The organism is Bradyrhizobium sp. AUGA SZCCT0182, assembly GCF_018130185.1.
Classification (GTDB): Bacteria; Pseudomonadota; Alphaproteobacteria; order Rhizobiales; family Xanthobacteraceae; genus Bradyrhizobium.
Genome location: NZ_JAFCLY010000038.1, coordinates 41,661 through 67,020, shown reverse-complemented (window position 1 = coordinate 67,020; position 25,360 = coordinate 41,661). Strand labels below are relative to the sequence as shown.

The window sequence follows — 25,360 nt, the reverse complement described above, 5'->3', positions numbered from 1 at the left end:
AAGGATTCTTATGCCGTGACGATATCGACGCCCCGATCGCCGCGCCGCGCGCTGTGGCGCTTTCTGCAGGACAGGCGGCGCCTGAACGGATTGTTGTGGCAGCTATTGGTGGTGGGGATTGTGATCGCCGGCGTCGGCTGGCTGTGGTCGAACGCACTGCACAACCTCTCGGTCCGCCGCATCTCGACCGGATTTGCTTTTCTCGGCCGTGAGGCGGGAATGCCGATTGCCGACAGTTGGATCGCCTACAGCCCGAAGGATGCCTACGCGCGCGCCTTCCTCGCCGGCATCGTCAATACGCTGCGGGTCGCTGTGATCGGCATCGTGCTGGCGACGGTGCTCGGAACATTGATCGGCATTGCCCGGCTGTCCTCGAACTGGCTGCTGTCGCGGCTGGCGGCGGTTTACGTCGAGGTGCTGCGCGACGTCCCGCTGCTGCTGCAATTATTGTTCTGGTACGTCCTGATGCAGGGCCTTCCAGCGGCGCGCACCGCCTGGAAGCCGGTCGACGGTGTCTTTCTTTCCAACCGGGGGCTAGTGTTGCCGTCGGTTCCGATCGAGGGGGCAAACCTCTGGGTCATCGGCGCCGCGACGCTTGGGCTGATCGCATCGTATTTCCTGCGGCGACGGCTGATCGCGCAGCAGATGGCCGACGGCCGGACACGCCCTCTCTGGCCCTACGCGCTGCTGCTGGTGGTCGGGCTGCCAGCGCTGCTGTCATGGACACTCGCTGCATCCTGGACCGTCACGTTCCCTGAACTCCGCGGCTTCAATTTCGTCGGCGGCTTGACGCTGGCGCCGGAATATTTCGCGCTGCTGATCGCGCTCGTCACCTATACCTCGGCCTTTATTGCAGAAATCGTGCGCAGCGGCATCCAGGCCGTCCATGTGGGCCAATGGGATGCGGCAAAGGCGCTTGGCCTGCGCCGCAGCTTCATGCTGCGCCACATCGTGCTGCCACAGGCGCTGCGCGTCATCATCCCGCCGATGACCAGCCAGTATCTGAACCTGACCAAAAATTCCTCGCTCGCGGTCGCGGTCGGTTACCAGGACATCGTGTCGATCGCGAACACGACCTTGAACCAGACCGGGCAGGCGATCGAGGCGATTGCGCTGATCATGCTGGTGTTCCTCACCATCAGCCTCGGCATCAGCCTGTTCATGAACTGGTACAATGCGCGCATCGCGCTGGTGGAGCGATGATCCCATGACGTCGGTAGCATCAGCCCCGGAAAATCCGCTGCCGCTCGGACGGCCGCAACACCGCAGGACCCTGGCCGGCCGCCTCATCGGATGGCTGCGCGCCAATCTGTTTGCGTCGATCCCCTCGTCCATCATCTCGCTGCTGCTGATCGCGGTGCTCGGCAAGGCGCTGATCAGCCTCGTGCAATGGGGCTATGTGAACGCGATCTGGATCGTCTCGGGCGACCAGACCGGCCCCTGCCGGGCGCTCCGCGGCATCGGCGCCTGCTGGGCCGTCATCCCGGAAAAATATCGCTTCATCCTGTTCGGCACCTATCCCTTCAATGAGCAGTGGCGACCGGCGCTGGCGACGCTGACGTTCATCGCGCTGTTTTATTTTTCAACCCGCCCCAGCTTCTGGGGCCGCAAGCTCGTGCTGCTGTGGATCGGCGCGCTGGCGCTGATCGGCGTCCTGATGTGGGGTGGCATCTTCGATCTGACTTACGTTTCGCAGGACCGCTGGGGCGGTCTCCCGGTGACGTTGATCCTCGCGACCTTCGGGCTGGCTTTCGGTTTCCCGCTCGGGATCCTCGTCGCGCTGGGGCGCCGCTCTAAACTGCCCGCGATCCGGTCGCTCTGCGTGCTCTATGTCGAGTTGATCCGCGGCGTACCCTTGATCAGCCTCCTGTTCATGGCGAGCGTGATGTTTCCGCTGTTCATGCCCGACGGCGTCAATATCGACAAGCTGCTCAGGGCCCAGATCGCGTTCGTGCTCTACGCCGGCGCCTATCTCGCCGAGGTCATTCGCGGCGGCCTGCAGGCCGTTCCGCGCGGGCAGTACGACGCTGCCGACGCGCTCGGGCTGTCCTACTGGAAGAAAAACGGCCTGATCATCCTGCCGCAAGCGATCCGCCACGTGATCCCGCCGCTGGTGAATACGTTCATCGCCTTCTTCAAGGACACCAGCCTGGTCCTGATCATCGGCATCTTCGATCTCTTGACGACCGCCAAGACCTCGATCATCGACCCCGCCTGGCAATCCTTCAGCGTCGAAGTCTACATCTTCGTCAGCCTGATCTATTTTGCCTTCTGCTTTGCCATGTCGCGCTACAGCCGGCACCTTGAAGCGCAGGCGAGACCGTCCTGACGATGGAATGCGTGCCGGCAACTACCTATGCGCGGCTTCGATGGTCGGATTTCCCCGGGAGGCCCGGGTCGGGTCGCCGACCTGCCGGGCCCCCCCGCCGAGCCAACCCGCAAACTCATTGAACCTGTCGCGGACGGTCTCCGACCAAGAGGCTCGTTCGGAGATAGTACGATGGCACTTGCCCAATCAATCGATGCCTGCATGACCTTCGCCGCTGGGATCCTCGCGGCCTATTACGGCTGGCGCCCGGTCCCAGCCGGCCCGAAGCATCTCGAATGGATCGCCTGGCAGGAGCGCTGGGGCATGCCCTGCCGTATCGCCGGCTTCTTCCTGATCGTCACATCGCTGATACAGATCGTGGCGAAGGCGTCCTGATGCGCAGGATGGCGCGAGGATTGTTCATCGCAGCCATGCTGACGCTGAACACGGACTGACGGCGCCGGCACTTGCCGCGGCGGTCACACGTTTGAATCGTGGCGCGGACGCCGGCGCTGATCGCGTTGCAGCTGGGCGGGATCGCGATCCCTGCGGATCCGGTTCTTGAAACGGTGACCGACGACGATGAGGGCGCCTTGACGACGCCCGGCATCATCGGCCGCCTGCGATGCAGGCAAATGCAGTTCGGCCGGCTGGTTATCCTGACTCACGGCTTCGAGCGCCGCGAGAAAATCGCGGCCCGCTTGTGTGATTTGCCATCCCTCGTCGTCACGCAGCACATAGCCGGCGCCAAAGATGTCAATCGCCGGAACGCGTCGGGCCAGGCGTTTGATGCGCGCGTCCCAGTCCGGGCCGCTGGCGGAGAGAATGACGACGTCTCGCTTGAGCGAAGCAAGCGTGGCCCGGCCGCTGCCGTGACTGGCCAGGACCTTCAGAATAGCAACCTGTATGCTCACGCCAACGCCTCGGACCGCGACGGTTCTTTTTGTTCTGTGCGATCGGAGGCGAGAGTATTTCCTCGCTAAGGCACCCGTCCAGCAGCCGCGGCCAGTTATCCGCAGCCTTGATAAGGGCTTACGCATTGCTTTCACAAGCGGCCGCCTCTGCAATTCCGCAGAGCGGCATGCGCGGGCTTTCACGCAGCCTCGCGCACGCCGACGCGGCGCTCGGGCCGCGCTGCTGACATCGATTCCTCCTCGCTGTCCTGCGGCGTGCCCCAGAATTGCGCCACCGTCGGTCCATTCTTCAGCCTGATGTCGCGCAGAAATCCCCAAATCTCATGCGGCCAGACCCGGCGCCCCATCTGCGTGTACCAGCGCATCGCGTGCCGCAGGCCGGCGTCGCGATGAAACAGGACGCGCAGGATCGCCTTCGGGCGGCATTGCAGCACCATTTCGGTGAACTTGAACCAGAGCAGCACGCGCCACGGCGCCATATGGCGCGTCGCCAGCACCTGATGCTTGTAATCCCAGCGCCGGCGGTCGGTCTGGATCACGCGGCGATCGGCCGCGAGCCGGAAATACGGCGTCCAGCGGTGCGGCGTGACATAGAGCATCTGGATCTGGTCGGGATCGTACGACAACAGCTGCCGCAACCCGCGCCAATGATCGCGATCGGTCTCCTCCTCGAAGCCGACCACCCATGTCGCCATCGACAGGATGCCGTGCTGGCGCATCAAGCGGATCGCTTCCCGGTCGGTGGTGGTGGTGGCGCCCTTGCGAATCAGTTCGAGCGTCTTCTCGTCGGTGTTCTCCATGCCGAGAAGGAAGCGCTGCCAGCCCGCCTTCTTGTAGAGGTGCAAAATATCGGCGTCGCGAACGATGTCGTCGGCGCGGGTCGAGCCGACCAGGATCAGATCGACATTCTCCGCGATCAGCGCCTCGAGAAAGGCGCGCCAGGCCTTCTTCGATACCGTTGGATTCTCGTCGGCGAAATTGATCACCTTGACGCCGTGCTCGCGATGCAGGCGCGCCAGCTCAGCTGCGAATCGGACGGGATCGCGGTGGCGCCAGCGGGTCCAGAAGCCGCGCTGGCCGCAATAATTGCACAGATGCGGACAGCCTCGCGAAAACTGCACCACCACGGCGCGCAGGCCGCCCCAGTAGCTGTAACGCGCGTGATCGATCAGTTCCCAGCCGACCCGGTAGGCATCGAGATCGCGGATCACGGGCGCGGGCTGAGTGGCGCTGACATCGTTGCCGTCGCGGAAGGCGATGCCCGCGACATTGCCGAGCTCGTGGCCAAATTCGAGCGCGCGCATCAGTCGCCGTGCGGTCTCCTCGCCCTCGCCGCGCACGATCGCGGTGACATAGGGCTCCTCGCGCAGGACCTCGCGCCAATGATAGGTCGGGAACACGCCGCCATAGACGATCAGAACATCGGGCATGGCACGCACGATTGCCTGCGCGATCTCGGCGATGACGGGATGGCCCGAGGTCGAGCCGGAATGGCCGAACAGCACGGCGTCCGGCGCGAATGCCAGCGCCTCGGCTTTGATTGATCGTACCGGCATTGGGCCGAACTCGCCATCAATGAGGCGAACCTCGTGGCCGTCGTCGATCAGGGGGCCGCCGATCGACAGCAGGCCGAGCGGCGGCAAATGGTCATCGGGGATCCGGCTGCCGATCGAAGGGTGTGGCACGTTGATCAGAAGAATGCGCATGGACGTCGCTCCGCTTTGTTGGCGTCATCGTTCGTCCCCGCATGCGTGGAAAAGCCCGGCCCCCCCGGCCGGCGCTTGGTGAGGTACTAGAGCGTTTTCGAGCGAAGTGGACACCGGTTCGCGTGAAGAAAACGCGTCAAGACAAGAGTCTAGAGGCTCGGTACCTCTTCCGGTGCGATCGCCTGCAGACCGCCGAAGCGGCGCTCGCGGCGATGGAACGCGCCGAGGGCTTCGGCAAGATCCTGCGCCTCGAATTCCGGCCACATCCGTTCGGTGAAGTGCAGCTCGGCGTAGGCGCCTTCCCAGAGCAGAAAGTCCGACAACCGCTTTTCTCCGCTGGTGCGGATGATGAGGTCGACGTCGCGAAGGTTTTTTTCGCCGGTGATGAGTTCAGCAAGCCTCTCGCGGGTGAGATCGACAATGCCCGCCGCGCGCGTTGCGGCGTTGAGGATGGCGTCGCGGGCCGAGTAATCGATCGCGATGCGCAGGTGCAGCGCGTCGCCGGCGGCGGTAGCCGCTTCCGCGCGGGTGATGGCATGGGCGATGCCTTCGGGAATGCGATCGCGGCGTCCGATCACGGTGAGACGAACGCCGTTGCGGACCAGCGCCTCGACCTCGTTGGCGAGATAGAATCGCAAGAGCGCCATTAGCGCAGAGACTTCGGTCTTCGGCCGACGCCAATTATCGCTGGAGAAAGCATACAGCGTCAGCGCACCGACGCCCTGCCCTGGCGCGGCCTCGACCACGCGCCGGATCGCTTCGACGCCGGCCTCGTGGCCGCGCAACCGCGACATCCCGCGCCGCGTCGCCCATCGGCCATTGCCATCCATGATGATGCCGACATGCAGCCGCGCGTCGGGCGTGTCTCCAAGTTTGGGCGAGAGATTACTTTGCATCACAAAGTCTCCGATTAAAAAAAGGGGATGGCGGTCAGACAGGCAGGATGCCGAGCCGGGCGATGGCGGTGTCTTCCTTGCCGGCGGCCTTGGCGGCGTCGCGCACCAGACGCTCCAGCACGGCGAGATAATCGAGGAAACGGCGGCGGCCGCTCTTGGTCAGGCGGCAGGTGGTGTGGGGACGGTTGCCTTCGTAACCCTTGGTGACCTCGACCAGGCCCGCCTCCTGCAGAACCTGCAGATGCCGGCTGAGATTGCCGTCGGTGAGGCCGCAGAGTTGCTTGAGGTCGGCGAAGGCCAATCCCTTGGGATGAGCCATCAGCGAGGTCAGGAGCCCGAGCCGCGCCTTCTCGTGGATCACGCGATCGAGCCCGTCATAAGAAAACGGCGCGTTGTTGGGTTCAGTCTTCGGCATCATTCTCTCCGGACGCAAAATGCAACAGTGCGGCCATCAGGAGCTGCCCGACCGCGAATGGCACGCCCATCATCCAGGGCGACAGCAGATGGTTTTGGCTGGCGAGCAGCAGGACCGTAAAGCCCGACAGGAAATACCAGGCACCACCGAATGCGATGCTGCGCGGCAATGTGCGCACCGAGGCGAACACGCCAAGGCTGACCAGCACCTGACACAGCCCCGGCAGCATCCACAGCGTTTCGGGCGCGAACTTCCACAGCATGATCCCCAGCAGCAGGCCGGCGACGCCGGGCGGGAGAAATTGCTCGAACGCCTGTTGGATCATGGCGTCGGCGAGGCCCGAATGGTGCCGGCGCGAGCGCGCCAGCATCTCGATCCAGATCAGCGCGCCGGAAAACAGCGCGGCGGCCGCCCAACCGGCAAAGAAAATAACCGGCTGCCCGGTCGGATCGTTGAGCCAGAGGAATTGCAGGATCGCGGTAAGCAGAGCGATGCCGCTGGTGGCGGCAACCGTTGCCGGACCATAGCCGCGAAACGCGGTGCCGGCCGCAATCTGGCTGCGGATCGCCAGGATATCAGCCAACGCCTTGTCGAGGTCGCGCATCGCCCACCCTTACTTTGTATCGCAAAGTATACCGGATTACAAAGTAGATGCAAGCGGGATGCGCGAAGCCGCGATTGCGCGGTTACCTCAACAGCTTATTGGCGTGTGACACCTGGCGGCGGCTTCAGACCTTCACCAGGCTCTCGAAGCCGCCATAGATCATCCGCTTGGGGTCGAACGGCATCGACTTCATATCGCCCATCGATGACTTGAGCCTGGGATCCGCCATCACCTTGGCATTGATCTTGTCGCGCTGCGCGCGTGACTTGTAGGTGATCCAGGCGAACACCACGGTCTCGCCCGGCTTCTGCTTGACGCTACGCGGAAACGACGTGAGCTTGCCGACCTTGACGTCGTCCGCAACCCATTCGCGGTAGTCCAGCGCGCCGTATTCGCGCCAGACCTTGCCGGCCTTGGTGGACATCTTGCGATAGGCCGCGATGTTCTTCTTTGGAACTGCGACGATGAATCCGTCGACATAGGCCATGGGTTTTGTTCCCTCTGTTTGTTCGCGTCATTGCGAGGAACGCAAGCGACGACTTCTGTTAGGAGTGGCAGCAGGATGCCTGAACCGGCGCCGGTGTGTATTGGTCACGTAGCCGCACCCAATCCATCGGATATGGCAGTTCCTCCTCGTGACGACCGAGCGGTGTCAGGTCGAGATAATGATAGGCGGCGTTCATCATGTCGAGGCCACGCGCGAAACACGAATAGGTGTGGAAGATGTTCCCGGCCTCGTCGCGATAGAACACGCTGATGCCGGGCGCGTCTTCGATCGCAAAACCGGATGTGGCGAAATTATAGATATTGTCACCTGATTTTATCGCATCCGGCGTGAACGACACGGCGTAGTCATAATTGAAGTCGCCGTTGCCAGACGACAGCCAATCGAAGGTCCAGCCCATCCGCGCCCTGAAAGCGGCAAGCTTTTCGACCGGCGCACGCGAGATCGCGACCAGCGTGGTGTCGCGCGCGGCAAGATGCGGGATCATGCGCTCAAATCCATCAGCCCAGAACGAGCAGTGCTTGCAACCTTCGTTCCACTCCGGCGCGAACATGAAATGCTGCACCACGAGCTGGCGGCGCCCCTTGAACAGGTCGGCCAGCTTTACCTTGCCGCCGGGCCCGTCGAACGCATAGTCCTTGTCGACCTTGACCCAGGGCAGCGCGCGACGTTCCTCGCTCAGGCGCTCGCGCGCCTGCGTCAGCTCCTTCTCATGCGCAAGATGGGTTTTGCGCGCGGCGATCCACGCTTCGCGCGAGACGACGATATGCGGCTGCATAGGCGGCTCCTGTGTTGATCGTTCAGCTGACAAATTGTTCGAGCTTGCCGAGCAATTCGGTCCAGCCCTTCTCATGGCCGTCGCGCGCGGCCTCGTTGAAGAACTGCTCGTGATGCAGCGTCAGCAGCGTGCCGGCGCCGTCCGGCTTCAACGTGATGGTGAGCTGCGATTCGCGTTCCGGTGTCGAATGCCAGGCCCAGCTCATCACCAGCAGCTCGTTCGGCACGATTTCGCGATAAACGCCGCCGGCCTGAAAATACTCGCCGTCGGTGGCATGGAAGCTGATGCGGTAGCGGCCGCCGACGCGCAGATCGGTCTCCGCCTGCAACGAACCTTCCCTGACCTTTGAGGGCCCGAACCACGCCGCTAGTTTTTCCGGGTCGGTCCACGCGGCGTAGATTTTCGCCGGCGCCGCATTGATACGACGCTTGAGGGTGAGGCTTGGGCTGGTTGCGAGACCGGTGTCGCGGCGAGAATCTGGCTGGATGCTTGACTGGGTGGCCATGGGTCTTCCTCCACAAAAGCTGCAAGTCGGTCGAGATTGTCGGACCAGAAGCGCTGGTAGCGGTTCAACCAGTCCATCGCCTGCTCCATAGGCTTGGCGGTCAATCGGCACGCCACGGTGCGGCCGGTTTTCTCGCGCGCGATCAGGCCGGCATCCGACAACACGTCGAGATGCTTCATGACCGCGGGCAGCGACATCGCAAAGGGCTGCGCCAGTTCGCTCACGGAAAGGCTTTCGCGGTCGCCGAGCCGCGCCACCAGCGCGCGCCTCGTCGGATCGGCGAGGGCTGCGAAGGTACGGTCCAGGACATCTTCTTGATACTTAACCATGTGGTTTAGTATATGCGCAAAAGATCAGGCGTCAAGCGCCTGCTGCTGATTTTCCTGATCAGTAATCCCGATAGACCCGGCCGCGCCGCGGCTGCTGGTTCAACGCCGCGCGCGGATTGACGTTGCAATAAACGCCGCGGCCGGAGGCCGAGGCCATGCACTGCTGATAGGTCTGGTAAGAACAGTCGCCGGGAATGCCGACGCCCCGGCCCTGAACACAATAGGGGTAATCGTAAGCGGCGGCCGGCGTCGGGCCAGCCACCGTGGCCGTTCCAGCCGCCAGCAAAACCAACATGGCCAGCTTCGCGTTGCGCATGATCGAATCCTCCTCCACGGTAAATATACCGCATCGCCGGGTCGCCTCAGGTTCAAAACCTCGCGACCCGGAGAAGGTTCCCGAGAGGTGCTTTACTGCACCTTCTCGATATTGGCGCTGTCGATCACTTTCTTCCACTTCTCGGTTTCTTCCACGATCATCTTGCCGAACGCTTCGGGCGGCCCGATCAGCGGCTCACCACCGAGATCGACCAGCTTCGCCTTGATCGCAGGCTCCGCCAGCACCGCGTTCACTTCCTTGTTCAGCTTCTCGATGATCTCCTTGGGCGTGTTCTTCGGAGCCCCCATGCCGAACAGCGCGCTCGCCTCGTAGCCCGGAATGGTGTCGGCGAGGACCGGCACGTCGGGCAGAAGCTCGGACCGTACCGTCGAGGTCACCGCCAGCGCGCGCAGCGAACCGGCACGGATGTGCTGCAGGATCGAGGGCATGTTGTCGAAAATCACCTGGACCTGGCCGCCGAGCAGATCGGTGATCGCGGGCGCGGCACCGCGGTAGGGCACGTGCTGCATCTTGGTGCCCGCCATCATCATGAACATTTCACCGGACAGATGCACCGAGGTGCCGTTGCCCGATGACGCCAGGTTCACCTTGCCGGGGTTGGCCTTCACATAGGCGATGAACTCGGCAACCGTCTTCGCCGGAACGTTATTGTTGACCGTCATCACGTTCGGCACGCGATTGAACGCCGCGACCGGCGCGATGTCGCGAACGACGTTGAATTTCAGGTTGGCGTACAGCGAGGCGTTGATGTAGTTCGCCGGATTGACCAGCAGAAGCGTGTAGCCGTCCGGTTCGGCGTTGATCACCGATTCGGTGGCGATGTTGTTGCCGGCGCCGGGCTTGTTTTCGATCACGAATTGCTGGCCAAGCCGCTCCGACAGCCGCTGGCCGAGCAGGCGCGCAATGATGTCGGTGGCGCCGCCGGGCGGATATCCGACCACCCACTTGACCGGCCGCGTCGGATAATCCGCCGCCAAGGCAGTGCCGATCGAAGCGGCCATCGAAAGGCCGATGGCCGTCAGGCAGATCGCGGTACGGCGTGAAATCATGAGTTATTCTCCCTGGGGCCCGGGTTCACCCGGGCCGTTTCTATTGAACTGAACAAGGGCCGCGTTGTAACAAACAAACATCCATGCGACCAGTGCGACGCAACGCCCACAGGCGCGACCAAAGGATTAGGCATGTCCGTCAAGGTGAATGCGCTCGATCATCTCGTGATCAATGTCTCCGACGTGGCGCGTTCCGCCGAGTGGTACCGGAACATCCTCGGCATGGAGATCAAGGTGTTCGATCCGGGTCCGGGCAAAACGCCGCGGACGTCGCTGGTGTTCGGGAACCAGAAGATCAACGTGCGGCCGCGCGATGCCGACAAGGTCGAATGGTTCACGGCCGATCATGAGACCGCCGGCAGCGACGATCTGTGCTTCCTGACCGCGAGCACGCCGGACCAGGTGGTCGCGCACCTTAAGGCCAACGGCGTCGCGATCGAGGAAGGCCCGGTCGCCAAGCAGGGCGCGCGCGGCACGCTGCGCTCGGTCTATTGCAGGGATCCGGACGGGAGTTTGATTGAGATTTCGTCGTATGAGGGGGATGTGACGTAAGGCGTTTTGCTTTTCCGTCATGGCCGGGCTTGACCCGGCCATCCACGTCTTTTCTCGCCGCCATACCGTGAAGACGTGGATGCCCGGGACAAGCCCGGGCATGACGAGCTTCTACGATTTGATCATCCCGCCATCCAATGGCAGAACTGCTCCCAAGCAATAACCAAGGCAGCGGTCGAAGCTGCACCGGGAGGACATATGTCTATTTCACAGGCCGTGCCGGGCGTCGTCGGACCATTCGCCGGCCTCGACGTGCCATGGCTGCTGCGGATGCGGGCCGAGAGCCGCCGCAACCATCCGTTCCTGATCTGGGCGCCGTTCGAGGCCACGGCGCGGAGCTGGTCCTACGGCGAATTTCACGAACGCGTCGGCGCGCTCGCGGCGGGCCTCGTCAAACGCGGCATCAAGCCCGGCGAATATGTGCTTGTTCATCTCGACAATTGCATCGAGGCGATGCTGGCGTGGTTCGCCTGCGTCGAGCTCGGCGCTATCGCCGTCACCACCAACACCCGCTCGGCCGCCGCCGAAATGGAATATTTCGCCGGCCATTGCGGCGCGGTCGCCGCGATCACCCAGCCGGCCTATGCCGAATTGATTTCGGCCCATTGCCGCGACCTGCGCTGGATCGCCGTGATCTCGCATGACGCCGGCGCCGTGCCCGCGCAAGGCAAAGGCGCGCCGCGCGGCGATAGTTTCGAATCGTTGTTCGCCGACAGCACGGACCGGCCGCGCCGCGCCACCGACCCGTTTGCGCCCTGCAGCGTGCAATATACCTCCGGCACCACGTCGCGCCCGAAGGCGGTGCTGTGGACGCATGCCAACGCGCTGTGGGGCGGCAAGATCAACGCCGCCCATGAGGACTTGCATCAGGGCGACGTGCACCAGACCTATCTGCCGCTGTTCCATACCAACGCGCTGGCCTATTCGATGCTCGCAACGCTGTGGGTCGGCGCGTCCTGCGTGATCCAGCCGCGGTTTTCCGCGAGCCGGTTCTGGAACGTCGCGCTGGAACATGGCTGCACCTGGACCTCGACGATCCCGTTCTGCTTGAAGGCGCTGCTGGAGCACGAGATTCCGAAGCATCACAAATTCCGGCTCTGGGGCACGGCGGTGAACGATCCGCCGCCTTTCGCCGCCTTCGGCGTCAAGACCATCGGCTGGTGGGGCATGACCGAGACCATCACCCACGGCATCGTCGGCGAGGTCGATCAGCCCAACACACCGATGTCGATCGGCCGCGCCGCGCCGGAATATGAGATCCGCATCACCGGCGACGACGGCCGGCCGGCCGAAGTCGGCGACACCGGCAATCTCCTGATCAAGGGCATTCCCGGCCTGTCGCTGTTTGCCGAATATCTGCACAACGACAAGGCGACGCGCGAGAGCTTCGACGAGCACGGCTATTTCATCACCGGCGACCGCGTCACGCTGCTGGACAACGGCTTCATCAAGTTCGGCGACCGCGCCAAGGACATGCTGAAGGTCGGCGGCGAGAACGTCGCGGCCTCCGAGATCGAGCAGGTGGTCGCGCTGGTGCCCGGGGTGCGCGAGGCCGCGGTGGTGGCGAAGAATCATCCGATGCTGGACGAGGTGCCGGTCGTGTTCATCATTCCGCTGGCGGGCGTCGCGGCCGCGCCGGCCGATCTGCATGATGCCGTGATGGCGGCCTGTCGCAATGCGCTGGCCGATTTCAAGGTGCCGCGCGAGATCATCTTCGTCGACGAGATGCCGCGCTCGACGCTGGAGAAGGTGGCGAAGGCGGAATTGCGGAAGTTGCTGGAGTGACGTGCGCCTTAGCACGTCATTCCGGGATGGTCCGAAGGACCAGACCTCAGGTGCGCAATTGCGCACCGGGGAATCTCGAGATTCTCAGGTGCGCAATTGCGCACCGTAGTTCGATGCTGCGCATCGCCCCGAAATGACGGGCTCTCACCCATACCCGAACGCGATCGGGCGGAAGGCCTGCAGCAGGTGCTGATCGAGCTTGTCGCCCATCTCTTCCATCACCCCGAACGCCTTGACGTGGGTGAACTGCAGCCGGTAGGCGCGCTTCTCGACGAGCGCGGCGTAGATGTCCACGATCGTCGTCAGGCGCACGATGTCGCTGATCTCCTTGCCGGAGAGGCCGTCGGGATAGCCGGTGCCGTCGAGGAATTCATGGTGGTGCAGCACCACGTCGAGCATTTCCGGCGGAAAACCACCTTGCGCCGCCAGCGCGTCATAGCCGCGCCGCGGGTGCTGGCGCATCTCTTCCATTTCCTCCGGCGGCAGCGGATCCGGCTTGTCGAGGATCGCGACCGGGATGAACGCCTTGCCGACGTCGTGCAACAGCGCGGCGCGGGCGAGACGGCGCTGGTCGTCCTCGCGCATGCCGAGATGCTGCGCGAAGGCGACCGCAAAGCCGGTCACGAACAGGCAATGCCGATAGCTGTCGGTGTGGTGGCAGCCGACGGTCGTCAGCCATTCACGCAGCGAGGTGTGCTTGATGGCTTTCAGAATCTTGTTTTCGGCCTGCACGATGTCGCTGAATTTCAGCGGCTCGCCGGCCCGCATGCCGTTGAAAATCCTGACCATGACGCCGTGCGCGGCTTCGACGCCCCGGTTCAGCGCCTTGCCGCGATCGGTCTCGTTGTACGAACTGTCGTCGGGGAACGCGGCCCGTATGCGCTGCAGGATGCCCTGCGCGTCGAACGGGCGCGCGATGGTGTCGGTGGCGCCGAGCGCCCAGGCCTGCATCGACCCGTGATGCAGCGCGTCCGCCAGCACGAACAGCCGCGGCATTTCGCGATAGGCTTCGGTGCGCAGCTTGTTGCGCACCATCTGCACGCTCTCAGCCGAGCGCAAATTGATGTCGACCACGATGCCGGAGAGATCGCGCGCCGGCGCGTCGGGAATATCCGTCGTGGCGATCATGTCCACTTGGCCGACCGACTGCAGAATGCCGGCCAGTTCGCTGCTTTGATCGCTCCGATCCGACGCCAGCAGCAGCCGGCGCTTGGACGGAGTCTTGTTGGTTAATGCTGTCATAGGACCCCAGGGCCTTGCGGTGATGACCGTCCGCCAAGCTACCGGATAAGGAGTTCCTTGTGGCTTAAGACGTATCGTGAATGTTGATTGATCGGGATCGATAGAATTTTAGGGATTCATTGTCGTCCCGGCGAAGGCCGGGACCCATAACCCGCGGCGATAATTGTTCTTGCGCGCAGGTCGTTATCTCCTTTTTCAACCACGGGTGCCGCGGCGTATGGGTCCCGGCCTTCGCCGGGACGACGACACACTTTCGCATTCCCGCGGCACATTGCGCCCGAGGTTTGCAAGTAATCTTCGCCCTCGGAAAATCAGAGGGCGCAGGGAATGCCGGATGCGCGCTGCACCCGCGGTCTCGTGTGCGATTGTGCAACAAGATGGTGCACACGAGCATACAGGGCAGCGGAGAGCATCCGACATTCCCTGCGCAATGGCTTTACGGCTTATGACGCGCTCTCCCCGGTGAGACGGCCTCTATTGCCACCGTCGCCCCTCGGAAGCGTTAGCTCCCTTAAGGCTTGACGCCGTTACGGGCGCCAGGACCACACGCTTTCGCCGTACGCCTCAGCCGCGACCGTCAATCGCAACCTCAGCGTCCACCGCGACCCGCCCCTCGTTGTGACGATGGCCAACGCCCCTCTGAGTGGGACGGGATGGGTGAGAATGTGCAGGTGATTTGGGGTCGAAGGGAAGAGAAATATTTTTGATTTTCGGAAATTTAGGACTTGACATGATTTCTGCAAATCGGAATTGATTTGCCCGTCGGGTTGTTTTGTCGCACGCGCGGCGCAACATTCCGCTTGCGCGCGGGGCGACTCAGTCAGGCTTTTGCAATTCATCTGAAAGGAAACTACGGTGAAAAGTAATGTAATCAGCCGTGGTCGATTTGAATGAATGTTGTTGGTCGGGTCGAAAGTGTTTGGCGCTATCCTGTGAAGAGCATGCGCGGCGAAATGCTGCCGGAAGCGTATGTCAGTTTCTCCGGAGTTTTGGGCGACCGCCTTTACGCGGTCCATAACTCGGCCGCGCCCACCGCATTTCCGTATCTGACGGCACGGGCTCGCCCGGACATGCTGCGCTATCGTCCGTTTTTCCGGGAGCCGGCGCGTTCCGTGCTGCCGAGCAACCTTGCCGAGGCCGAGGCGCGCGGGCCTGGCATCACCCCGCTTTTTCCGGGCTTTGAGGATCTGGCTGTCGATGTCGAGACGCCGTCGGGAGAAATTCTCGGGATCGATGATGACAGGTTGCTCGGCGCGCTGACCGACGAGTCCTCGCCGGGCGCGCTGACCATGCGACGGTCAGACCGCGCCATCACGGACTGCCGCCCGCTGTCGCTGCTTGCGACCCGGACAATCGACGGCATCGGCCGCGCGGTGGGCGTGACGCTCGACAAGCGCCGCTTTCGCGAAAACCTCTATGTCGATCTCAACTCCGGTGAAAGCTTCGCCGAAGACGCATTCGTCGGCCGCAGGCTGCGGATCGGTCCGAAACTGACGGTCCACATCCTGGAACGCGACATCCGTTGTCGCATGATCAACCTTGATCCGGAGTCGCTCGAAGAGAACCCCGATATCTTGCAGTATGTCGCCAAGAACCATGACAACAGAGCGGGCGTCTACGCCGCTGTGCTGGTGGAGGGACTGGTTCGCCCGGGTGACGAGATCGTTCTTGAGGATTAGTAGCGGTGTCGGGCGGGTTCTCTTTGACCCGCCGATCCATGCGAGATGGCGGATTAAAGGGAAACCGCCGGGTACCTTGGCAGCTTGGCAACCTACTCAGAAGAGGACTTTCCATATGGCGAAGGTGCCGTGGCTTTTGGTGCTTTCTTTGTTGATTGCAACAGCGATCACGCAAGCGTCCCTTTGGATACGCAACATTAGACCGTCTAAAAGAATTAGCCTGTGGGAGCACCTGTTATGGGAGATGCCTCCTAGGGATGAGCAGACGAAGGAATACTACAAGCAACGTTTGCTCACGGCGATCATAGTGCTCCCAGTGACGGTGCTTGCGCTCTATGCGTTTGCCGAATTGTACAAGCAATAGATGCTTCGAACTAGCGGTGTCAAAGCTTGGCAAGCTGCTTGAAGAGAGACTTGCGAAATGACACGGACGGCCTGGATTATGCTGCTCTCTTTGGCGATTGCCGTAGTGATCACACAATGCTCTCTTTGGATGCGCGGCCTTAAGCCGTCAAAACGAGTTGGCTTTTGGGAGCACATGACTTGGGAGATGTTTCCCAAGGATGAACAGACCAGAGTGTTTGTTCAGCAACGATTGCTCACCATGATCGTGGCGCTTCCACTAACTTTGCTTGTGCTAACCGTACTTAGCAAATTGTACGGGCAATGAATTTCGAGCAAGCTCGCAGGGCGGGTTCTCTTTAACTCGTCGATCCATACGAGATGGCGGGTTAGAGAGAACCCGCCCTATGCCCCTGCAAGCCCCGCTGTGAAAGGGAAACGGAGCTTCAACCCATACTCGTCTCAACCGCGAGAGCGGCGACGAAGCGATCGAGTTCTTCCTCGGTCGTATAGAGCGCGGGGCTGACACGGATGCACTGCCCCCTGGCTACGCCATCGCGGCGCACGGTGAGAACCTTGTGCCTGTCGCGCAAGGCGACAACCAGCGCATTGTTGTCCTCGCGCGATCCCTTGTTCCTGACCCGAAATGACGTGATCCCTGCAGCCAACCCCGGCTCGTCCGGCGTCAGCACCTCGATGTTCGGCAACGCGCGCGCCTTTGCGACCCAGCGGTCGCGCAGATAGCGCAGACGTGCGGCCTTGGCCGCCGTGCCGATGGCCTCGTGTAACTTCAACGCCAGCGGAAGCGTCAGGATGGTCGCAAAGTTCGCGGTACCGGTATGAACGCGCGTGCGGATGTCGTTCGGATCGAAACTGCCGTCGCCATAGTGCCGGTCGATCGCATCCAGGCGGCCTTTCCGGATATAGAGGAAGCCAATGCCGACCGGCGCCCCGATCCATTTGTGCAGGTTGAAGCCGATGAAATCGACGCCGAGATCGGCGATTTGAAAATCGACCTGACCCCATGAATGCGCGGCATCGAGAATGACGTCGATGTTCTTCTCCCGCGCCATCGCGGCGATTTCCTTGACCGGGATGATCAATCCGGTGCGATGGCTGAGATGGGTAAGCAGGATCAGCTTCAGCTTCGGCGTTTCGCGGATGGCTTTGGCGTAGGCATCGAGAATGGCCTGCCTGCTGGCGGGTTCCGGCAGCGCGATCTTGAAAACGCCGACACCGCGCCGGTCTTTCAGCCACTCCATTGCGAATTGCATCGAGTCATAGTCGAGATCGGCGTAGAGAACGGAATCGCCGGGCTGAAGGCGGTTATAGTTGACAATGAGATTCTGCAGCGCCTCGGTCGCCCCCCGGGTGATGGCGATCTCATCCTTGTCGACACCGGCCGTACGTGCGAGCGCGCTGACGACCGCGTCGGAATCCGCGCCAAATTTCGTGCGGGCATAGGCGGTATTCTGTTGATTGACCCTCTCCGTCTGGCGAACGAATTCGGCAAGAACCGGCCTGGCCATGATGCCCCAATAGCCGTTCTCCAGATTGACCATGCCGCGATCGACGTCATAGAGCGACGCGACTTGCTCCCAGAACGGCCGGTCCTGCGAGATGCTGTCGCCAGTCCGCGTGAACGACGGAAGTGACGATGCGCCATTTTGCGCGCTGGCGCTGCTGGCCGTGACGATGGCCGCCGCCGTGCCACCCAGCACGCCGCGCCTGGAAAACTGCGGGGTCCGGTTCATGATAGCCTCCCTCGGATCAGGGGCGCTTGATCTCAATTTGAGACGACAGCTTCATGACATGCGCGTAGGGCGGGTTCTCTTTGACCCGCCGATCGATACGAGATGGCGGATTAAAGGGACGTCGCTCTACGAGCTTCAATTCAGCACAGTCAGCCGGCACGTGGTCTTGATTTCGGCCAAGGAGATGTCGAATCTCCGCAGGTGTCAACGTCAGGGATGAATGATATGGCCACCTAATCCTGATCCCCGGCGGCTGGCAGGGCGGCTGGGTCTACCAACAGGTGGCAGAGATACTGACCGCGCACGGACACACGGCCTTGCCGATCACGCTTTCAGGGCTCGGCGATGAGCCCGCCCCGATGGCCAATCTTGAAACTCATATTGGTGAGATCGTCAGCGCCGTGAAGTTGCATCAGGGCGACGTGGTCCTGGTTGGACAATCCTACGGCGGGATGGTCGTGAGCGGCGCAGCTGACGCTGCGCCATCGCAAATCCGGGCGCTGGTCTATGTCGACGCCTACGTGCCTGATTCCGGCGACTCGGTCTGGTCGCTGACGACGCCGCGTTTTCGGGATCTCTTCGTCGCGGGCGCCAACGCTGACGGACTAAACTGCGCGCCCCCTCCCACGCTTGACCCGCGATGCCGGCCGCAGCCGATGGCGACGTTTCTCCAATCGATCAATCTCAGCGGACGCTGGCGTGAGGTGCCGCGCAAGACCTACATCGGTGCGCATGGGTGGGAGGGAAGTCCGTTCCTTGACCTCTATCAACGCCTGAGCGGCGAGCCGGAGTGGTCGACCTTTGCCCTCGATTGCGGGCACAATGTAGCACGGCTGCAGCCCGAGGCCCTGACGGAGATATTGCTGGCGCAGGTCGCGTAGGGCGGGTTCTCTTTAACCCGCCGGCCCATACGAGATGGCGGATTGAAGGGAATCCGCCCTCCGGCCCTCGGCTCGCTCGCGAAGGCGATCTATCCATTCGCCTTCGAAGCCAATCAATGCACGTTCAACCGGCCAACCGGGCGCTGTCTCGATCAGATGCAACAGGGTCCACGCAAGTCCGAAGCAACCGTCTGGACCGAAGAGTTTCACTAACGCGCAAGCCTCTTCATCCGTGACAGGCGTTTGAACCTTCGACATCTGCTCCTCAAATGCTTGCATCGTTGGAACGGTAGCAGCCGCAGAGCTCGGAAGCGGTCCAAGTACGAGAAGCGCGCTGATCGCTTGCTGCATTTTTCTCTCCGCTACCACCCATAGCTCGCGTAGGGCGGGCTCTCTTTAACACGCCATCTCGTAATCGTGCGGCGGATTAAAGAGAACCCGCCAACGGAGCTTCCGCCGTCATTGCGAGCGAAGCAATCCACACTTGTTTTTTTGGCTGCTATGGATTGCTTCGCTGCGCTCGCAATGACGGTTGTGGGAGCTTCGCGCCAACAACGCAAAAAAATCCGCCGGAGAAATCTCCGGCGGATCGTTGTTGTTGCGTAACCTGAGGCAGTCCTACGCCTTCATGCTCGCCTTTACCGCCTCCGCCGTGATCGGCAACGCGCGGACGCGGGCGCCGCAGGCGTTGAAGATGGCGTTGCCCAGCGCGGGCGCGATCACGGTCACCGCCGGCTCGCCGACGCCGGTCGGCTTTTCGCCGTTGGCGATGACGTTGACGGCGACTTCCGGCATCTGGCTCATGCGGAGCGGGGTGTAGGTATCGAAGTTGGTCTGCTCGATACCGCCGTCCTTCAGCGTCGCCTTTTCATACATCGCGAGCGAAAGGCCCCACAGCGCCGCACCCTCGACCTGGGCGCGGATGTTGTCGGGATGCACCTGCATGCCGACGTCGGTGGCCACGGTCAGCTTCTTGACCTTGACCTCGCCGCTCGGCGAAACCGCGACATGGGCCACGCAGGCGGTCCAGCTCGCGGTCGCCCGCTCCTGCGACGACACGCAGGCCACGCCCATGCCTTCTCCCTTGGGGAGTTTGACGGTGCCGTAGCCGGCCATGCCCATCGCCGCGAGCAGGGTGCTGCGCAGACGCTGCGCGCCACCATCGTTCTTGCCTTTGCCGTCGAGCAGGGAGATCCGGTACTCGGCGGGATCCTTGCCGGCGGCGTGGGCGAGTTCGTCGATCATGCTTTCGACCGCCCAGAAGGTCCAGCCCGGTGCGACCGACCGCAGCTGTCCCGACGGGGTGGCGTTGTGCGCCATCTCGTTCTTGATGGCGCGCACATTGTGATTGGGCACGGAATAGAAGAAATCCGCCCCGTTCACGGTGAACGCATCCAGCGGCCCCTTCTTGTCGACCGAAGGCGACAGGAAATCGGGGATGCCCCAGCGCTGGGTCGGCCACGCGCTGACCACGTCGTGATTGAGCGCGATCAGTTTGCCGTCGCCATCGAGGCCCGCCTTGACCTTCTGGAAGGTCAGCGGCCGCGAATAGTCCATGGTCATGTCGTTTTCGCGGGAATAGATCACCTTGACCGGCTTGCCGACGGCTTTCGCCGCCTGCACCGCGGGCACCATCATGTCGGCATCGAGACGCCGGCCGAAGCCGCCGCCCAGCCACATCTGATGCATCACGACGAACTTCGGATCTATACCGGCGGCGCCCGCCGCGATCGCGCCGGAGCGCGTCGCGAACTGGTTGCCGGAATAGATATTCAGGATGTCGCCCTTGAACTCCGCGGTGGCGTTCATCGGCTCGAGCGGCGCATGGATGTTGATGCTGGTGGTGTATTCCGCCTCCAGCACTTTCGCCGCGGTGCCGAAGGCCGCCGCGGTATCGCCGTCTTTGACGAAGAACTGCCCGGAATCATCCAGCTTCTGCAGCCGCTTCGCCTCTTCCAGCAGCGACTCGCTCGACAGCTTGGCGTTCGGACCATTGTCATAGGCGATCTTCAGCGCTCCCGCCGCTTTCTTCGCATTGGCATAGGTATTGGCTACCGCCACCACCCAGCCAGTCGTGCTGCCGGTCTTGTCGTCGAGCGTCACTGCCTTGATGAAGCCCGGCACTTTCTTGGCCGCGGAATCATCGACCGATTTCACCGTGGCGCCAAAGCGCACCGGCGGGGTCACCACAGCGCCGTAGACCATGCCCGGCAGGTTGACGTCGATGCCGTATTTGGCCGTGCCGTTGCTCTTAGGGGGAATGTCGAGCTGCGGAACCGAAACGCCGACCATGGTGTATTGATCGGGCGTCTTGAGCTTGATCGCCTTGAGTTCGTCGGGCGTGAAAGTCTTGGTGATCTTGCCGCTCTTGACGATGTCGGCGAAGCTCATCGACTTCTTCGATTTCGGATGCGACACGGTGGAATCGCGCACCACCAGTTCGCCGGCGGGAACGCCCATGATCGTGGCCGCCGCCTGCGTCAGCGCGATCCGCCCGGCGGCGCCCGCGCGGCTCATGGCGTCGAAGTTCATCATCGTCGACCAGCTGCCGCCGGTGATCTGCGCGCCCAGGACGGGATCGTTGAACTTCGGATCGTTGGAGGCAAGCTGAACCCGCATGTCCTTCCAGGACGAGCCGAGCTCTTCGGAAACGATCTGCGCCATGGTCGAGGCGATGTGCTGGCCCATATCGGCCTTGCCGCACGTCACGGTGACCGATCCATCCGGTCCGATCGAGTACCAGACGCTGGGATCGAACTTGGCCGGGGCCGCCAGCGCCTGATCGGCGCCGAGCAGGCCGGGGACGGCGGAGTAGCCGAGCGCGAGGCCTGCGGCGGCGGTGCCGACGAGGAATGAACGGCGGCTGAGGTCGGCGGGTTCGCCGGATATCTTTTTCACGTGCGTGTTCATGTGGGCCTCCGCTCGGTGCCGGCGTTGGACGCGGTGCGCATGTCGGCGGCGGCGCGCAGGATCGCCTTCTGGATGCGGGAATAGGTCATGCAGCGGCACAGATTGCCGTCCATATGCGCAACCACTTCTTCCTTGGTCGGATTGGAATTCTTGGAAAGCAGCGAAGCCGCCTGCATGATCTGGCCGGACTGGCAGTAACCGCATTGCGGAACCTGCTCGAGGATCCAGGCCTTCTGCAGCGGGTGATCGCTCTTGGCGCTGAGGCCTTCGATGGTGGTGATCTTCTTGCCGACGGCCTCGCTGACCGGGGTCTGGCAGGACCTGACGGCTTCGCCGTTGACGTGAATCGTGCAGGCGCCACACAGGCCGGCGCCGCATCCGAATTTCGTGCCGGTCATCTGCAATTGTTCGCGGATGACCCATAGCAGCGGCGTATCGCCCGCCGCCTCGACGGACATATTCCGCCCGTTGATATTCAGATTAGGCATTTGCGCTTCCCCTTCCGGTGCATGAAGCCGCTTACGGCGGCAATCACTGTTGGGTATTCCTGGCACCCACCGGCTCGATGTCAGTTGGCGCGCAGAATGATACCGATCCGAATTAGAGGCAATGCAATTTGGAATCGTTCGAAGAGAATAAAATTTTGAAAAATCTGGTTGTGCGCTGCGGCAAGATGTTGTGCGTGCCCTCGATTTGGAATGCGCCGGCGTGGGCACGGTCCGCCATTTCCGCATTTCCCAACCGCCGAAAGATCGCGCTAGGATGCCACCGGATCGAAATCGCACACTATCCTGGCCGGAAAATCGCAATGCCGAAGATCAACCGTGACGGCGTCAACATCTATTACGAGGTGCATGGCAGCGGCCCACCGCTGCTCTTGACCCACGGTTATTCCTCGACCTCCGGGATGTGGCAGGGCCAGATCGAGGCGCTGTCGAAGCATCACAAACTCGTGTTGTGGGACATGCGCGGCCACGGCCAGTCGGATTATCCCGATGATCCCGCAGCCTATAGCGAAGCGCTGACGGTGGCCGACATGGCAGCATTGCTCGACGAGGTCGGCGCGGACAAGGCCATCGTCGGCGGGCTGTCGCTCGGCGGTTACATGTCGCTGGCGTTCTATCGCAGCCACCCCGAGCGGGTGCGGGCGCTGCTGATCATCGACACCGGACCCGGCTTCAAGAAGGACGATGCGCGCGAGGTCTGGAACAAGCGCGCCCATGAAACCGGCAACCGCTTCGATCGCGAGGGCCTGGACGTTCTGAAAACCGCCAGCCGCGAACGCTCGGGCGTCAGCCATCGCGATGCCTCGGGACTGGCGCGGGCCGCGCGCGGCATGCTGATCCAGCGCGACGCGCGCGTGATCGAATCGCTGCCCGACATCAAGGTGCCGTCGCTGGTCGTGGTCGGCGCCGACGACACGCCGTTCCTGGCCGCATCCGATTACATGGCGGCAAAAATTCCCGGCGCGAAGAAGGTGGTGGTTCCGGCCGCCGGCCACGCCGTCAACATCGATCAGCCGCAGGCTTTTATCGAAGCGGTGCTGCCGTTCCTCAGCGGTCTCGATGCAAAGGCAAGCACGAGGGCCGCGACATGAAGGCGATTGCCGCCGCGGCTTTTCTGATGGTGTCAGGCGCTTCGGCGCCCGCGCTTGCACAACATCTGCCGCCGTTCGGCGGCCCCTACCCGCCGCCGTTCACCGAAACCCTGTCGAACACCACGCCGCTGGTGTTCGGCATGGATGCGATGGAAGCCGAACGCGCGCTTGGAACTCCGCTCAATTACGTCAAGGGACGGCCGGGCGATGAGGTGTTCCTCACCTTCCGCGATCTCGGCGGCAGCGGGTTGTTTCCCAGCAAGCACCGGCTCTATCTGCAATTCCGCAAAGGCCGGCTGGCGGGCTGGAAGGGCGACTGGGGTCACAACTGGATGTGGCAATAGCAGCCGCCTTCGCTGCAACTGGCTTCGTGCAACCCTTCAACGAAAAGCAAATCTTCAACAAAAAGCAAACCTGCAACAAAAAGGATGACCCGTGGGACAGGATATTACACTGACGGCTTCGGACGGTTTCAAACTCGGCGGCTATCGCGCCGATCCCGCGGGCGCGCCCAAGGCGGCCATCGTGGTGATCCAGGAGATCTTTGGCGTCAATCACCATATTCGTTCGGTGTGCGATCGCCTTGCAGGCGCCGGCTATGTCGCGATCGCGCCGTCGATCTTCGACCGTATCAGCCCGAACTTCCAATGCGGCTATTCGCCGGATGAGGTCGCGAACGCGCGCAAATTCATCGCCAATCCGGATTGGCCGGCGATGTTGCTCGACACCCAGGCCGCGATCGATACGGTCAAGAGCGTGGGCCCGGTCGGCATCATCGGCTTCTGCCTCGGCGGCAGCATCGCTTTCGCCGCTGCGACCAAGCTGACGGGGCTATCGGCCGCGGTCGGCTATTACGGCGGCGCCGTCGTCCGCTTCGCCGACGACAAACCGAAAGTGCCGACGCAACTGCATTTCGGCGAAAAGGACGCCGGCATTCCGCTGACCGACGTCGAGACCATCAAGACCAAGCGGCCCGACGTCGAAGTCTTTGTCTATCCCGGCGCGCAGCACGGCTTTCACTGCGACGAGCGGGCCAGCTACGACAAAGCCAGCGCCGACATCGCCTGGCCGCGCAGCCTCGATTTCTTTGCAAAACATTTGAAGTGACGGCAACGGCGTCATTCACCCGTCGCCCCGGCCTTCGCCGGGGCGACAATGATTACTCGCCCTTGACGCCGGTGGCTTTCACCACATCCGCCCAGCGTGCGTAGTCACGGCGCAGGGTGGCTTCGAAGGTTTCCGCCGTGCCGCCGACGGGCATCAGGCTGACCGTCTCGAGCCCCGCGGTGCCCTCAGGGGATGCGATGATGCGGGCCAGTTCCGCGGACAGTTTCGTGACGATGTCCTTGGGCGTTGCAGCGGGCACGAAGACACCGACCCAACCTTCGGCCTCAAAGCCGGGGAAGCCGAGTTCGGCCAGCGTCGGCACGTTCGGCAACTGGGTCCTGCGCTTTTCGCCGCCGACCGCCAGCGCCCGGACCTTGCCTGCCTGGATTTGCGGGCCGGCCGTGGTCAGATCGACGAAGCCTGCGGTCACCGTGTTGTTGAGCAGATCGTTCACCAGCGGCGCCGCGCCACGATAGGGAACATGGGTCATGTCGATGCCCGCGTTCTTCTTCAAGAGTTCGCCGTAGAGATGCGACGTCGTCGCGTTGCCGAACGAGCCGTACGGCACCTTGCCGGGGTTCGCCTTGGCGTGATCGATCAGTTCCTTGACCGACTTGATCGGCTGCGCCTCGGGGACCGTCAGCACGATCGTCGACAGCCCGACCTGGGTCACCGGCGCGAGATCCTTGAAGACGTCGTAGGGCAATTTCCCAACCAGGCTCGGCGCCTGGATGATCTGGGTGATGGCGACCAGCACGGTGTAGCCGTCGGGCTGCGCCTTGGCGACGTAATCATTGCCGACCACACCGCCGCCGCCCGACTTGTTTTCGACGACGACGGGCTGCTTCCACGCCTCCGACAGTTTGTTGGCCAGGAGGCGTGCCGAGACGTCGGTGGCTCCTCCCGCGGGATAAGGCACCACGAAGGTTATTCGCCGCTCCGGATAGGACTGCGCCGCCGCCTGTTCCGCGGACACGCACACGGCCGTCATGGCAATGCCTGCGATCATTGCAGCTGAAATTGCAGTGCGCACGAGCTTGGTTGGCAAACGGATGCTCATCTCTTCCCCTGGTTGATTTAAATGGATTGCGTTGACGGCGGCATATGCCGCTGGCCTGTGAGAGGCAAGTTCCGATCCGGCGCTTCGCGCCGAATGCGCTGATTC

At 62.6% G+C, this 25,360-nt stretch carries 28 protein-coding genes; 11 read left to right on the top strand and 17 right to left on the bottom strand.

The annotated features are described in order from the left end of the window. Positions 1 to 15: 15 nt before the first annotated feature. The 3 genes from JQ611_RS31080 to JQ611_RS31070 all read left to right on the top strand — a co-directional run bounded on the left by JQ611_RS31080 (position 16) and on the right by JQ611_RS31070 (position 2,704). Positions 16 to 1,203, top strand: coding sequence for an amino acid ABC transporter permease (locus tag JQ611_RS31080; protein WP_409411312.1), 1,188 nt, complete (start codon positions 16 to 18; stop codon positions 1,201 to 1,203). Between the two features lie 4 nt (positions 1,204 to 1,207). Then, positions 1,208 to 2,329 (top strand): amino acid ABC transporter permease, encoded by a 1,122-nt coding sequence (locus tag JQ611_RS31075; RefSeq protein ID WP_212268703.1) that lies wholly within the window; start codon positions 1,208 to 1,210, stop codon positions 2,327 to 2,329. A 171-nt stretch (positions 2,330 to 2,500) separates the two neighbouring features. Next, entirely contained in the window at positions 2,501 to 2,704 is a 204-nt protein-coding gene (locus JQ611_RS31070; protein ID WP_212467574.1) for a hypothetical protein, read from the top strand. A gap of 83 nt (positions 2,705 to 2,787) precedes the next feature. Here JQ611_RS31070 and JQ611_RS31065 read toward each other — a convergent pair whose 3' ends face one another. The 11 genes from JQ611_RS31065 to JQ611_RS31015 form a co-directional block, all read right to left on the bottom strand. Then, complete coding sequence (locus JQ611_RS31065) at positions 2,788 to 3,222, bottom strand: aminoacyl-tRNA deacylase (RefSeq protein ID WP_312012292.1); 435 nt, start codon at positions 3,220 to 3,222, stop codon at positions 2,788 to 2,790. Between the two features lie 179 nt (positions 3,223 to 3,401). Further along, the gene (gene bchE, locus JQ611_RS31060) at positions 3,402 to 4,928 is read right to left on the bottom strand and encodes a magnesium-protoporphyrin IX monomethyl ester anaerobic oxidative cyclase (RefSeq protein WP_212467573.1); all 1,527 of its coding nucleotides are present in this window, start codon (positions 4,926 to 4,928) and stop codon (positions 3,402 to 3,404) included. A 149-nt stretch (positions 4,929 to 5,077) separates the two neighbouring features. Then, the gene (locus JQ611_RS31055) at positions 5,078 to 5,824 is read right to left on the bottom strand and encodes a di-trans,poly-cis-decaprenylcistransferase (RefSeq protein ID WP_212467572.1); all 747 of its coding nucleotides are present in this window, start codon (positions 5,822 to 5,824) and stop codon (positions 5,078 to 5,080) included. A 34-nt stretch (positions 5,825 to 5,858) separates the two neighbouring features. Then, a complete protein-coding gene (locus tag JQ611_RS31050) occupies positions 5,859 to 6,242 on the bottom strand; it encodes a transcriptional regulator (protein WP_409363595.1) in 384 nt (127 codons plus the stop codon). Then, positions 6,226 to 6,843: a hypothetical protein gene (locus JQ611_RS31045; protein WP_212467571.1), complete on the bottom strand. Its 618-nt coding sequence runs from the start codon at positions 6,841 to 6,843 to the stop codon at positions 6,226 to 6,228. The genes JQ611_RS31050 and JQ611_RS31045 overlap by 17 nt, the downstream gene beginning before the upstream one ends. A gap of 124 nt (positions 6,844 to 6,967) precedes the next feature. Then, positions 6,968 to 7,330 (bottom strand): DUF1428 domain-containing protein, encoded by a 363-nt coding sequence (locus tag JQ611_RS31040; protein WP_212414918.1) that lies wholly within the window; start codon positions 7,328 to 7,330, stop codon positions 6,968 to 6,970. A 58-nt stretch (positions 7,331 to 7,388) separates the two neighbouring features. Beyond that, positions 7,389 to 8,126, bottom strand: a complete 738-nt coding sequence (locus JQ611_RS31035; protein WP_212467570.1) for a thioredoxin family protein — start codon at positions 8,124 to 8,126, stop codon at positions 7,389 to 7,391. A gap of 22 nt (positions 8,127 to 8,148) precedes the next feature. Beyond that, positions 8,149 to 8,526 (bottom strand): SRPBCC domain-containing protein, encoded by a 378-nt coding sequence (locus JQ611_RS31030; protein WP_212467587.1) that lies wholly within the window; start codon positions 8,524 to 8,526, stop codon positions 8,149 to 8,151. After that, positions 8,493 to 8,960 (bottom strand): helix-turn-helix transcriptional regulator, encoded by a 468-nt coding sequence (locus tag JQ611_RS31025; RefSeq protein WP_212467569.1) that lies wholly within the window; start codon positions 8,958 to 8,960, stop codon positions 8,493 to 8,495. The genes JQ611_RS31030 and JQ611_RS31025 overlap by 34 nt, the downstream gene beginning before the upstream one ends. A 58-nt stretch (positions 8,961 to 9,018) precedes the next feature. Beyond that, a complete protein-coding gene (locus JQ611_RS31020; protein ID WP_212414921.1) occupies positions 9,019 to 9,276 on the bottom strand; it encodes a DUF3551 domain-containing protein in 258 nt (85 codons plus the stop codon). Between the two features lie 92 nt (positions 9,277 to 9,368). Next, positions 9,369 to 10,346: a tripartite tricarboxylate transporter substrate binding protein gene (locus JQ611_RS31015; RefSeq protein ID WP_212268693.1), complete on the bottom strand. Its 978-nt coding sequence runs from the start codon at positions 10,344 to 10,346 to the stop codon at positions 9,369 to 9,371. Between the two features lie 132 nt (positions 10,347 to 10,478). Between JQ611_RS31015 and JQ611_RS31010 the strand changes: the two genes are divergently transcribed. Both JQ611_RS31010 and JQ611_RS31005 read left to right on the top strand, forming a co-directional pair. Continuing rightward, positions 10,479 to 10,898, top strand: coding sequence for a VOC family protein (locus tag JQ611_RS31010; RefSeq protein ID WP_212268692.1), 420 nt, complete (start codon positions 10,479 to 10,481; stop codon positions 10,896 to 10,898). 198 nt (positions 10,899 to 11,096) lie between these two features. Beyond that, complete coding sequence (locus JQ611_RS31005; RefSeq protein ID WP_212467568.1) at positions 11,097 to 12,683, top strand: AMP-binding protein; 1,587 nt, start codon at positions 11,097 to 11,099, stop codon at positions 12,681 to 12,683. A gap of 144 nt (positions 12,684 to 12,827) precedes the next feature. Here the strand turns inward: JQ611_RS31005 and JQ611_RS31000 are convergent, their stop codons facing one another. Then, positions 12,828 to 13,925: an HD-GYP domain-containing protein gene (locus JQ611_RS31000; protein WP_212467567.1), complete on the bottom strand. Its 1,098-nt coding sequence runs from the start codon at positions 13,923 to 13,925 to the stop codon at positions 12,828 to 12,830. Positions 13,926 to 14,815: 890 nt separating this feature from the next. Here JQ611_RS31000 and JQ611_RS30995 point away from each other — a divergent pair. Together JQ611_RS30995 and JQ611_RS30990 are read left to right on the top strand one after the other, a co-directional pair. After that, positions 14,816 to 15,604, top strand: a complete 789-nt coding sequence (locus JQ611_RS30995; RefSeq protein ID WP_283816789.1) for an MOSC domain-containing protein — start codon at positions 14,816 to 14,818, stop codon at positions 15,602 to 15,604. Between the two features lie 115 nt (positions 15,605 to 15,719). Next, a complete protein-coding gene (locus JQ611_RS30990; protein ID WP_212467565.1) occupies positions 15,720 to 15,968 on the top strand; it encodes a hypothetical protein in 249 nt (82 codons plus the stop codon). Between the two features lie 424 nt (positions 15,969 to 16,392). Here the strand turns inward: JQ611_RS30990 and JQ611_RS30985 are convergent, their stop codons facing one another. Continuing rightward, a complete protein-coding gene (locus tag JQ611_RS30985; RefSeq protein WP_212467564.1) occupies positions 16,393 to 17,700 on the bottom strand; it encodes an aminotransferase class V-fold PLP-dependent enzyme in 1,308 nt (435 codons plus the stop codon). Between the two features lie 236 nt (positions 17,701 to 17,936). On the opposite strand from JQ611_RS30985, the gene JQ611_RS30980 reads away from it, so the two are divergent. Then, entirely contained in the window at positions 17,937 to 18,581 is a 645-nt protein-coding gene (locus JQ611_RS30980; RefSeq protein ID WP_212467586.1) for an alpha/beta fold hydrolase, read from the top strand. A 12-nt stretch (positions 18,582 to 18,593) separates the two neighbouring features. On the opposite strand, the gene JQ611_RS30975 is transcribed toward JQ611_RS30980, so the two are convergent. The 3 genes from JQ611_RS30975 to JQ611_RS30965 all read right to left on the bottom strand — a co-directional run bounded on the left by JQ611_RS30975 (position 18,594) and on the right by JQ611_RS30965 (position 21,979). Further along, the gene (locus tag JQ611_RS30975) at positions 18,594 to 18,932 is read right to left on the bottom strand and encodes a hypothetical protein (RefSeq protein WP_212386364.1); all 339 of its coding nucleotides are present in this window, start codon (positions 18,930 to 18,932) and stop codon (positions 18,594 to 18,596) included. Between the two features lie 267 nt (positions 18,933 to 19,199). Next, positions 19,200 to 21,491 (bottom strand): molybdopterin cofactor-binding domain-containing protein, encoded by a 2,292-nt coding sequence (locus tag JQ611_RS30970; RefSeq protein WP_212467563.1) that lies wholly within the window; start codon positions 21,489 to 21,491, stop codon positions 19,200 to 19,202. Continuing rightward, on the bottom strand, positions 21,488 to 21,979 hold the full coding sequence (locus JQ611_RS30965) for a (2Fe-2S)-binding protein (protein WP_212263204.1): 492 nt from the start codon (positions 21,977 to 21,979) through the stop codon (positions 21,488 to 21,490). Before JQ611_RS30965 ends, JQ611_RS30970 begins: the two co-directional genes overlap by 4 nt. 320 nt (positions 21,980 to 22,299) lie before the next feature. Here JQ611_RS30965 and JQ611_RS30960 point away from each other — a divergent pair, with 320 nt between their 5' ends. The 3 genes from JQ611_RS30960 (at position 22,300) to JQ611_RS30950 (ending at position 24,195) form a co-directional block, all read left to right on the top strand. After that, entirely contained in the window at positions 22,300 to 23,088 is a 789-nt protein-coding gene (locus JQ611_RS30960; RefSeq protein WP_212467562.1) for an alpha/beta fold hydrolase, read from the top strand. After that, a complete protein-coding gene (locus tag JQ611_RS30955) occupies positions 23,085 to 23,432 on the top strand; it encodes a hypothetical protein (RefSeq protein WP_212467561.1) in 348 nt (115 codons plus the stop codon). The genes JQ611_RS30960 and JQ611_RS30955 overlap by 4 nt, the downstream gene beginning before the upstream one ends. A gap of 91 nt (positions 23,433 to 23,523) precedes the next feature. Then, positions 23,524 to 24,195: a dienelactone hydrolase family protein gene (locus tag JQ611_RS30950; protein WP_212263207.1), complete on the top strand. Its 672-nt coding sequence runs from the start codon at positions 23,524 to 23,526 to the stop codon at positions 24,193 to 24,195. A 52-nt stretch (positions 24,196 to 24,247) separates the two neighbouring features. Here JQ611_RS30950 and JQ611_RS30945 read toward each other — a convergent pair whose 3' ends face one another. Continuing rightward, positions 24,248 to 25,255, bottom strand: a complete 1,008-nt coding sequence (locus tag JQ611_RS30945; RefSeq protein ID WP_212467560.1) for a tripartite tricarboxylate transporter substrate binding protein — start codon at positions 25,253 to 25,255, stop codon at positions 24,248 to 24,250. Between the last annotated feature and the right edge of the window lie 105 nt (positions 25,256 to 25,360).

Excerpts from the sequence above, each read along its gene's own strand:
- JQ611_RS31050 (WP_409363595.1), bottom strand. The coding sequence starts at position 6,242 with ATGATGCCGAAGACTGAACCCAACAACGCGCCGTTTTCTTATGACGGG.
- JQ611_RS31040 (WP_212414918.1), bottom strand. The coding sequence starts at position 7,330 with ATGGCCTATGTCGACGGATTCATCGTCGCAGTTCCAAAGAAGAACATC.
- JQ611_RS31035 (WP_212467570.1), bottom strand. The coding sequence starts at position 8,126 with ATGCAGCCGCATATCGTCGTCTCGCGCGAAGCGTGGATCGCCGCGCGC.
- JQ611_RS31000 (WP_212467567.1), bottom strand. The coding sequence starts at position 13,925 with ATGACAGCATTAACCAACAAGACTCCGTCCAAGCGCCGGCTGCTGCTG.
- JQ611_RS30945 (WP_212467560.1), bottom strand. The coding sequence starts at position 25,255 with ATGAGCATCCGTTTGCCAACCAAGCTCGTGCGCACTGCAATTTCAGCT.
- JQ611_RS31010 (WP_212268692.1), top strand. The coding sequence starts at position 10,479 with ATGTCCGTCAAGGTGAATGCGCTCGATCATCTCGTGATCAATGTCTCC.
- JQ611_RS30985 (WP_212467564.1), bottom strand. The coding sequence starts at position 17,700 with ATGAACCGGACCCCGCAGTTTTCCAGGCGCGGCGTGCTGGGTGGCACG.
- JQ611_RS30955 (WP_212467561.1), top strand. The coding sequence starts at position 23,085 with ATGAAGGCGATTGCCGCCGCGGCTTTTCTGATGGTGTCAGGCGCTTCG.
- JQ611_RS31075 (WP_212268703.1), top strand. The coding sequence starts at position 1,208 with ATGACGTCGGTAGCATCAGCCCCGGAAAATCCGCTGCCGCTCGGACGG.
- JQ611_RS31005 (WP_212467568.1), top strand. The coding sequence starts at position 11,097 with ATGTCTATTTCACAGGCCGTGCCGGGCGTCGTCGGACCATTCGCCGGC.
- JQ611_RS31025 (WP_212467569.1), bottom strand. The coding sequence starts at position 8,960 with ATGGTTAAGTATCAAGAAGATGTCCTGGACCGTACCTTCGCAGCCCTC.
- JQ611_RS31015 (WP_212268693.1), bottom strand. The coding sequence starts at position 10,346 with ATGATTTCACGCCGTACCGCGATCTGCCTGACGGCCATCGGCCTTTCG.
- JQ611_RS30965 (WP_212263204.1), bottom strand. The coding sequence starts at position 21,979 with ATGCCTAATCTGAATATCAACGGGCGGAATATGTCCGTCGAGGCGGCG.
- JQ611_RS30995 (WP_283816789.1), top strand. The coding sequence starts at position 14,816 with ATGAATGTTGTTGGTCGGGTCGAAAGTGTTTGGCGCTATCCTGTGAAG.
- bchE (WP_212467573.1), bottom strand. The coding sequence starts at position 4,928 with ATGCGCATTCTTCTGATCAACGTGCCACACCCTTCGATCGGCAGCCGG.
- JQ611_RS30970 (WP_212467563.1), bottom strand. The coding sequence starts at position 21,491 with ATGAACACGCACGTGAAAAAGATATCCGGCGAACCCGCCGACCTCAGC.
- JQ611_RS30975 (WP_212386364.1), bottom strand. The coding sequence starts at position 18,932 with ATGCAGCAAGCGATCAGCGCGCTTCTCGTACTTGGACCGCTTCCGAGC.
- JQ611_RS30960 (WP_212467562.1), top strand. The coding sequence starts at position 22,300 with ATGCCGAAGATCAACCGTGACGGCGTCAACATCTATTACGAGGTGCAT.
- JQ611_RS31045 (WP_212467571.1), bottom strand. The coding sequence starts at position 6,843 with ATGCGCGACCTCGACAAGGCGTTGGCTGATATCCTGGCGATCCGCAGC.
- JQ611_RS31070 (WP_212467574.1), top strand. The coding sequence starts at position 2,501 with ATGGCACTTGCCCAATCAATCGATGCCTGCATGACCTTCGCCGCTGGG.
- JQ611_RS31055 (WP_212467572.1), bottom strand. The coding sequence starts at position 5,824 with ATGCAAAGTAATCTCTCGCCCAAACTTGGAGACACGCCCGACGCGCGG.
- JQ611_RS31020 (WP_212414921.1), bottom strand. The coding sequence starts at position 9,276 with ATGCGCAACGCGAAGCTGGCCATGTTGGTTTTGCTGGCGGCTGGAACG.
- JQ611_RS30990 (WP_212467565.1), top strand. The coding sequence starts at position 15,720 with ATGGCGAAGGTGCCGTGGCTTTTGGTGCTTTCTTTGTTGATTGCAACA.